Origin of the sequence: Clostridium cuniculi (assembly GCF_004353185.1) — a bacterium.
GTDB classification, from domain to species: Bacteria; Bacillota; Clostridia; order Clostridiales; family Clostridiaceae; genus Clostridium; species Clostridium cuniculi.
In genome coordinates this window covers 1-7,760 of sequence record NZ_SMUS01000071.1, presented here as the reverse complement: position 1 = coordinate 7,760, position 7,760 = coordinate 1, and the positions used below count along the sequence as shown (strand labels likewise).

Genomic DNA, 7,760 nt, shown 5'->3' with positions numbered 1-7,760 from the left:
TTTTTTTGAAAGTAATTCTATAAATTCTTTTAGCGAAATTATTAGCTCTTCAATAGAAACTTATTATCTAATAAATATTTTTTTAGGTGGATAATAAGTACTGTGCCTATAACAAAGCCAATATAATTCAAAATAATATCAACTATATCAAATATACCCAAATGAAATGTTACTTGGAGTAATTCTACAATAAAAATAGATGTTAGGAAAAGAATACTATTCTTTTTATTAAGTTCAAATATAAAACCTAATGGGATAAAGAAAACTATATTCATAAGTAGGACAAGTGCATCACCATATAAAAGATCATAAAAAATATTTAATATATTGAAATTATAATCTGAAATACCGATTGTTTTAAAAAATAAAAAGTATATCAGAGATATGAAATATGAAAAATAAAAAAGGTATATAAAACTTTTTTTCAAACCACCTTTAATAATTTGGTAGACAAATGTAGTAGAGATATATGTTAAAAAAAGCATTATGGATAAAACAAAGAAAAAGTCATTTTTAGGATTTGTTTTATAATAAATGTAATAAAACATAGTCATTGTATATTGATATAAAACATTCATATAAATAAATCTAATTATAAAGAAAAAAATTATAAATAAGACAGAATATAATAAAAAATTTTTAAACTTTGACAAAAAATAACACCACCTATTTACATAAATTTCACATTATATTAAAATAATAACATATTATATTAAAAATGGGGGGAATAATCAATATGAAATTAAAAAAAATTATTACTAATGTATCTTTATGTATAGGGATACTTTGTTTGACATCTACAGGGGTACAAGCTATGTCTGCAAGGGCAAATTTATTAAATTATGATGGGACTGGGATTTGGAGTTGGAGAAGTGTTAATGATTTTAGTTTAAGCTCTTCACAAAAAGTAACTGTTAGTCATAATCAAGTTAGAAATACAGCTTCATCGTCTACAACGTTAAATGTAGCTGTTCGTAAATATGCAGCTATAGGTTCTACCTTACAATTTGATAATGATTTTAAGGGTGATAGTAAAGGAACATTTTCTGGAACATTATCAAGTGGAAAGTATTTTTTAAGATTTGAAAGTTCAGTTAGAGCAGCTAAATTTGATATTTGGGGTAGTGTATATTAATAATTACATAAAAAAGGTAAGAAATTAACTTCTTGCCTTTTTTATTTTATATGGGGTAATGCAAATTTACAACGTTAAGAGAAGTTAAACCAGTGTTTCAAATGATTTGCAGAGCTTTATATAAATTTTACTTTTGGCTACTTTTTTTGTTTTAAAACTCAATATTTTAGTAAATATAGCAAAGTATGATATAATAAAATAGCTAACAAAGGAGGTGAAGTGGTGGGACAAGCGATAAAAAGAAATAAATTAGAATATATAGAAAAGGTTCATGGAAATAGTAAAGGGTGGATCACGAGAAGTTGTATAGATGAAAATGGATATAGTCAATGGCATTATAAGTATGCAGAGCTAAAAGAAACAGACTTAACAGGAGAAAACATATATATAACATTAAATACATTTTATAAGCCATATAGGAGGTTAGAATGTATAAAAGAGTTAAATGGTGTATATATAGATTTAGATTATTATAAAACTAAATATACAAAAGACCAAATAATAATGAATTTAGAGGAAAATTATTTTAATAAAATAATTCCAGCAACTAATTATATTTTAGATAGTGGTCGTGGATTAGCATTAATATGGTTGATAAATAAAGTACCAAGTAAGGCTCTACCATTATGGAAAGCTGTTCAAGAGTATCTATATAAGCAGTTAAAAGAATTTGGAGCTGATAGACAAGCATTAGATGCAACAAGAATATTAAGAGTTCCAGGAAGTATTAATTCAAAATCAAAAACAGTAGTAAGTATAATAGATGAGTATGACTATATTTATGATTTAAGAGAAATACAAAAAGAGTTTCTTCCTGAATTAAAACCAAAAGAAAAGAAAAAAGGTCGACCGAAAAAAATAAATTATATTTATAGAGAGAGAAGTTTATACCATGCAAGAATACAAGACATAACAAAATTATGTGAACTTAGAGAATATGATTTAAGAGGTCATAGAGAAATAATATTATTTTTATATAGATATTATTTATGTAGTTTTACAGAAGACACAAAGAAGGCTTTAGAAGATGTTTTAGAACTGAATAGTATGTTTATATCACCTTTAAAAGAAAATGAGGTTATAAGAGCAACTAGAAGTGCAGAAAAGTGTTACTTAGATAAAAATAAAGAATATAAATATAAAAATGAAACACTTATAGATCTATTAGAAATTACAGAATATGAAGAAACTCAAATGAGTACAATAATTTCTAAGAGTGAATATAAGAGAAGAGATAGGGTTTATCAAAAAAATAAATATCAGAGGAAGTTAAAGTCAGAGGGAAAAATAAGTGAAAAAGAAAAACTATCACAAAGAAGGGCAAAAATAAAAGACCTTTTGGCAGAAGGTCTTAAGCAAAAAGATATATGTTCACAACTTAATATATCTAAAGATACCTATATTCGTGATAGAAAATATTTAAGAGAGCAAGGATTAATATAGTCCTTGTTCTTTTTGTATTATAAGAGATTTATTTAATTTAATCAAGAGGTAGCAAATTTTCTCGGCTTGTATTATAGGGTTACGTAGTAACCTGTTCTATTTTTAGAGGGGGAGGAATACTTTAGGTTTCTTTTATAGGATTTTTAAGTATTTTAACGAATTAGTTTATATATCGGGTTTATTCTAAAAGGGAGGGTTTAAGGGATGTTGAGGAGTGTTGCAGAAGTATCAGTTTTAACTGGTTTAAGTAAAGTTAGTATTTATAATAAAATTAAGTTAAAAGAAATAGAGAAGTATGTTGTTAAAAACAAAGGTATTACTTATATTTCTGATGAAGGTATTAATTTAATATTTAAAGGTTTAAACTTAAATGATGATAAATTAAAAGATTTAACTAACGGTTTAAATAGTGAGAGAGAAGATTTTGATATAAGCATTAAAAATACTGACTTTAAAGAGTTTAAAGTTGAGTTAAAAGAATTCAATAAAGAATATTTAAATAGTTTAAAATCTGAAAATGAATTTTTAAAAAAGCAATTAGATGAAAAAGATAAACAAATATCTGAATTGCATAAGTTAATTGAAAATAGTCAGATACTTTTAAAGGAAGAGCAGAAAAAAAGTGAACAACAGTTATATTTAGCAGAACATTTTGAAGAAGTAGATAATAAGCTCCAAGATCTAAGAGAAAAAATGGAGCAAAAAAGAAATGAAAAAATAAAATTATTTAAGATTTTTTCAAAGTAGGTCAAAAGTAATAAGTTAAAAATTGAATTTTATAAAATTCATTAGAAATTGTTTTTCCCTAACGATAAATAATATTCAGATAAAAAAATAGTCAATGGGCAAGGCTACGCTTATAAAAAAATTAATGTCAGCAAAATTGTATCTACTTTGTAGTAACCATTTAGCAGCCATTAATTTTTTTATAACCCTTGAATATTTTTTTATTCTGAATGTAGGTACATATCGGGAAAAACAACGCCTATAAGCCAAGGCTTATAGCCTTAATTTACTGTATTGCCATAATTATAATAATACGTTAGAATTATGGTATAATACAGTAAGCAAGATTAGTATTTGGGTACTCAAGTAATCCCAAACACATCTTGCTTAGAGGGAGAAACCCTCCAAGACCACCCCAAGGGCATACGCCCTTATATAATTTCAAATTAGGGCATATGCCCTAATTTTTTAAGGAGATATTATATGAGCACATCAAGAGCAAGACCAAAACAAGTTAAATTTTGGGTAAGTGAAAGGGAATTAGAGCAGATAAAAAAGAAAGTCAAAAAATCAAAATTAACTCAATCAGAATACTTACTAAGAAGTGCATTAGATAAAAATATTTTAGTAGTAGATGGATTGAAAGAAATTTTAATAGAACTTAGTCGAGAAGGTAACAATCTAAATCAAATAGCGAGGGGACTTAATCAAAAAGAAGAATTTAATACAGAGCAATTATTTGAAACTAAAGAAAAGTTAATGGAGCTATGGAGCTTGATTGAAAAAATATTGAAAGAAGGTAATCAGTAATGGCAGTAATAAAAAGCCTACCAGCAACTAAAACTCTTTCAAATCAACTTAAATATTTAGAGAAAGAAGGAAAAACAGTAGAGGAACTTAAAGCGGGGATAAACTGTACTACTGATAATGTAGAGAGAGAATTTAATATAGTTAAGCAATTACATAATAAGACTACTGGAAAACAATATTATCACTTTACACAAGCTTTTAGTCCAGAAGATAACATAACACCAGAGAAAGCACATCAGCTAGGTAAGGAATGGATAGAGAGAAATATACAAGGGTATCAAGTTTATATGGTAACTCATATAGATAAAAATCATATTCATAATCATTTTGTAATTAATAGTGTAAATATGGATAATGGTTTAAAACTTCAAATAAGCCCTTCTAAGCTACTTAAAATTAAGAAGGATAGTAATTATATTTGTGATAGAGAAAAACTCTCTAAAATCAATTTAGAGCCAAATAAGGGCATATCCAAAACTGATAGTGAATATAGACTAGAGAAAAAAGGGGTAACACCTTGGAAAGATGAATTAAGACAATGTATTGATTTTGGAAGAAGTAAAACTAAAAGTATTGAAGAGTTAAAGGAGTATCTAAAAGAGCATTTCAATATTGAAGTTAGAGAAACTAAGAACTCAATATCATACAAACACCCCGAACAAAATAAATCAGTAAGAGGAAATAAATTAGGGGGAGATTATACAAAGGAGGGATTATTAAATGAGTTTAATGCTAGAGAAACTAAATCAAATGAAAGAGGAAGAGAAGGAGAAGGAGCAACAAATTCCTCAAATGTCAATTGGTCAGCAATTAGAGATAATGTCGAAGGTGAAGGAAATAGAATATCAGAACAGTCTAGTAATGATGTCATTGGAGAAATACAACGAAAAGTTCGAGAAGTTAAAGAAAGAACAGATAGAATTACTGGAATTAATAAATCAGAAGGTCAAGATCCTAGAGGACAACAATCAGATATTCAGCAAGACAATAAGTCAAGAAGTGGAGAAAATCAACAAAGTAATATCAGAGCAGTTAAAGAGCCAAAGCCAAAAGTCAGAGAAGATGATTGGGGACTTGATAGATAAAAGTTCAAAGGTATTTAATAATTTTAATAATAAAATTATTTCAACTTGTGATAATAGTATGGAGCAGATAACAAATGAAACTACTAAGGCAATTAAAAGTTGTGAAGATATGAAAGTTAATGCTAAAAAGAGGTTTGATAGTTACTACAATAGAAAGAAAGTTATTGATTATTTAATATATATAAATTTAGCAATAACACCTATTCTATTAATAATTTTAAGTTATTTATTATTTATAAAAAAATAATTAGAAAAGTGACTAAACTTAATAATATTTTAGGGCATATGCCCTAAAAGTAATTTAAAGGGTGAGAATGTGAAGAGGAATAATGAGTCGTTTAAAAAAGATTTTAAAGCTGCCTCAGGTAATATGATCCATGAGGGTATGAAGTGTAATGATGAAGAAAAGGAATTAATAAGATTAAAGTATTTAGGTAAAATTACTGAAGAAGAATTTATAAAGAGAGTTTTAGATTTAGCAATGAAATAACTATTAAAGAGATTTATTTATTTTTATTTACTTTCAATAAAAATAAATAATGATAAATAAAAATAAATAAAAAACTAGGTTTTATTTAAAATTCATAAAAAATAATATAATAATATATAGTACAATATTAGATATTATTATATTGTTTTTTTTATTAGGGTAGTATCCAAAGAATGAGGATTTTACACCTTTAAGAGTAGTTTCTAGGATTATATCTAATTTTAAAAATTATCAAATTAACATTAGAATTATGTTTACAAATTGAGATTAAAAATACTTTTTATATTTTAGGGGGATTATTTTATGGAGCATTAGCTTCATTTTTTTTATAAAAAATAAAGAAACTTGAAGAAAAGAAACAAGATTATTGATAAAAAAATAATGTCGTGGTATGGGAGTTTATATGGCGCTTATATGGCGTTTATATGGCGTGGTACGGGAGGTTTGGAAAAGATTTTATCCCCATGGAAACGCTAGGCTTTGCCTAGCTCCCCAAAAATTTTGGGGACAGTTTCTCTTTATGCTCTTATAAAATATCTACAGGGGTAATTTCCATTGGGGATATTTTATAATTCCTTTTTGGTATTTGATTAAACTTTTTAAAAGTTTAATAGAATGTTATTTATAAAAATGATATACTTTAAATAAGTTTTAGTTTGCAAATTTTCCATAGAAGATTTGCTCCGTAAAGGACATCTTTAAAGGTGTCCTTTTATGATATAATGATTAAGTAAACTAAAACTTAAAGAAATTTAAAGGAGAAATAGTATATGGAAAAAGAAATATTAGAAATTTTGAAGTCTATTCAATTAGATATTAAAGGGTTAAAAGATGAAGTTAAAGACTTAAAAGAAGGTCAAAAAATAATTGAAAAGAAACTTGATGGAGTTGTAGAGCAGACAGCAGAGCTATTAGAATTTAGAACAACTGTAAAAACAAAACTTGATGAATTAAAAGAAGTTGAAGAAGTAACTAAAGTTAATTGTTATGATATTGCAAAATTAAAAGCAGTTAAATAGATATGATACTAGGAGAGTTAAAGGAGCGTATAGCTCCTTTTTTTGTAGCTACAAAACTTGTAAAAGTAGATACTAGGTGGGAGGGAGAAGATATATAAATAAAAGTCGTGTTAATAAATTAATTGTTGAACAACAATTAGAAAAATGCTATTATTAAGTTAATAAATTAATTATTGAACGAATGGGTGGTTATAATGGCAAGAAAAACTATTAAAGGGTTAGAAGAAATTATCGAGGGGTTAGAAAAGAAGTTAAATGAATATAGAAATATGATTAATGATAGAAATAAACAAATAGAGCAAATGGAGAATATAGCTAATGATAAATTTGAAAATAGTCCAGATTACAGAAGAATGAGAAAGGAAATTAAAGGCTTAGAAACAATTATAGAAAGTCATGAAATAACTATTAAACAAAAAGAAGATAGCATTAAAAGTAAGATGTATACTATTGAGTATATATCAAAAGAAAACTTTGAATTAAAACTTGAAAATAATAAATTAAAGGAAGAAATAGGAGAGCTAAAGAATATAAATAAAGTTCAAAAATTAAAAAATGAACGTGGTGCTGGAAGAAAAGAAATGTTTACTGAAGAACAAAAAGCTAGAGTAAAAATGTTAAGATTACAAGATAAAAGTTACAGAGCTATTGCTAAAGATATGAAGTGTAGTGTTGCTACTGTTCATAAAATAATTAACGAACAACAATGTTAACAAATTAATTAACAAACAAAGTGTTATTTAATTAATTTGTGAACAAGAATATTAAAATTTTAATGTGGTGAAAAATACAATTTTACATGAAAGTTTACTGGAGCTAAACTTAGAGTGGTGTTTTCACACCTTATAAATGGCTTAAAACCGTAAATTTTAAAAAATAAAAATGAAAAAACTGCGTAGAAGAATAATTCTGCGCAGTTTTTTTATTTTTTTGAAAGTAATTCTATAAATTCTTTTAGCGAAATTATTAGCTCTTCAATAGAAACTTATTATCTAATAAATATTTTTTTAGGTGGATAATAAGTACTGTGCCTATAACAAAGCCAATATAAT

Annotated in this window: 9 protein-coding genes; all 9 read left to right on the top strand. The window is 26.0% G+C overall.

Going from position 1 to position 7,760, the window contains the following annotated elements; all coding sequences use genetic code 11:
• Positions 1–736 precede the first annotated feature (736 nt).
• The 9 genes from EJJ37_RS19260 (at position 737) to EJJ37_RS19225 (ending at position 7,421) form a co-directional block, all read left to right on the top strand.
• Positions 737–1,135 (top strand): hypothetical protein, encoded by a 399-nt coding sequence (locus tag EJJ37_RS19260; protein WP_133017065.1) that lies wholly within the window; start codon positions 737–739, stop codon positions 1,133–1,135.
• Between the two features lie 222 nt (positions 1,136–1,357).
• Positions 1,358–2,578 carry a helix-turn-helix domain-containing protein gene (locus EJJ37_RS19255; RefSeq protein ID WP_133017064.1) on the top strand — a complete coding sequence of 407 codons (1,221 nt, stop codon included), beginning with the start codon at positions 1,358–1,360 and terminating at the stop codon, positions 2,576–2,578.
• Positions 2,579–2,782: 204 nt separating this feature from the next.
• On the top strand, positions 2,783–3,325 hold the full coding sequence (locus tag EJJ37_RS19250; protein WP_133017063.1) for a hypothetical protein: 543 nt from the start codon (positions 2,783–2,785) through the stop codon (positions 3,323–3,325).
• A gap of 462 nt (positions 3,326–3,787) precedes the next feature.
• Positions 3,788–4,114, top strand: coding sequence for a MobC family plasmid mobilization relaxosome protein (locus tag EJJ37_RS19245; protein ID WP_133017062.1), 327 nt, complete (start codon positions 3,788–3,790; stop codon positions 4,112–4,114).
• Positions 4,114–5,199, top strand: coding sequence for a relaxase/mobilization nuclease domain-containing protein (locus tag EJJ37_RS19240; RefSeq protein WP_133017061.1), 1,086 nt, complete (start codon positions 4,114–4,116; stop codon positions 5,197–5,199). The genes EJJ37_RS19245 and EJJ37_RS19240 overlap by 1 nt, the downstream gene beginning before the upstream one ends.
• Positions 5,189–5,446: a hypothetical protein gene (locus tag EJJ37_RS19235; protein ID WP_133017060.1), complete on the top strand. Its 258-nt coding sequence runs from the start codon at positions 5,189–5,191 to the stop codon at positions 5,444–5,446. Before EJJ37_RS19240 ends, EJJ37_RS19235 begins: the two co-directional genes overlap by 11 nt.
• 69 nt (positions 5,447–5,515) lie before the next feature.
• Positions 5,516–5,689, top strand: coding sequence for a hypothetical protein (locus EJJ37_RS20535; RefSeq protein WP_166484848.1), 174 nt, complete (start codon positions 5,516–5,518; stop codon positions 5,687–5,689).
• A gap of 770 nt (positions 5,690–6,459) precedes the next feature.
• Positions 6,460–6,708: a hypothetical protein gene (locus tag EJJ37_RS19230; RefSeq protein WP_055277955.1), complete on the top strand. Its 249-nt coding sequence runs from the start codon at positions 6,460–6,462 to the stop codon at positions 6,706–6,708.
• Positions 6,709–6,902: 194 nt separating this feature from the next.
• Positions 6,903–7,421 carry a helix-turn-helix domain-containing protein gene (locus tag EJJ37_RS19225; protein ID WP_133017059.1) on the top strand — a complete coding sequence of 173 codons (519 nt, stop codon included), beginning with the start codon at positions 6,903–6,905 and terminating at the stop codon, positions 7,419–7,421.
• The last annotated feature ends 339 nt before the right edge of the window (positions 7,422–7,760 follow it).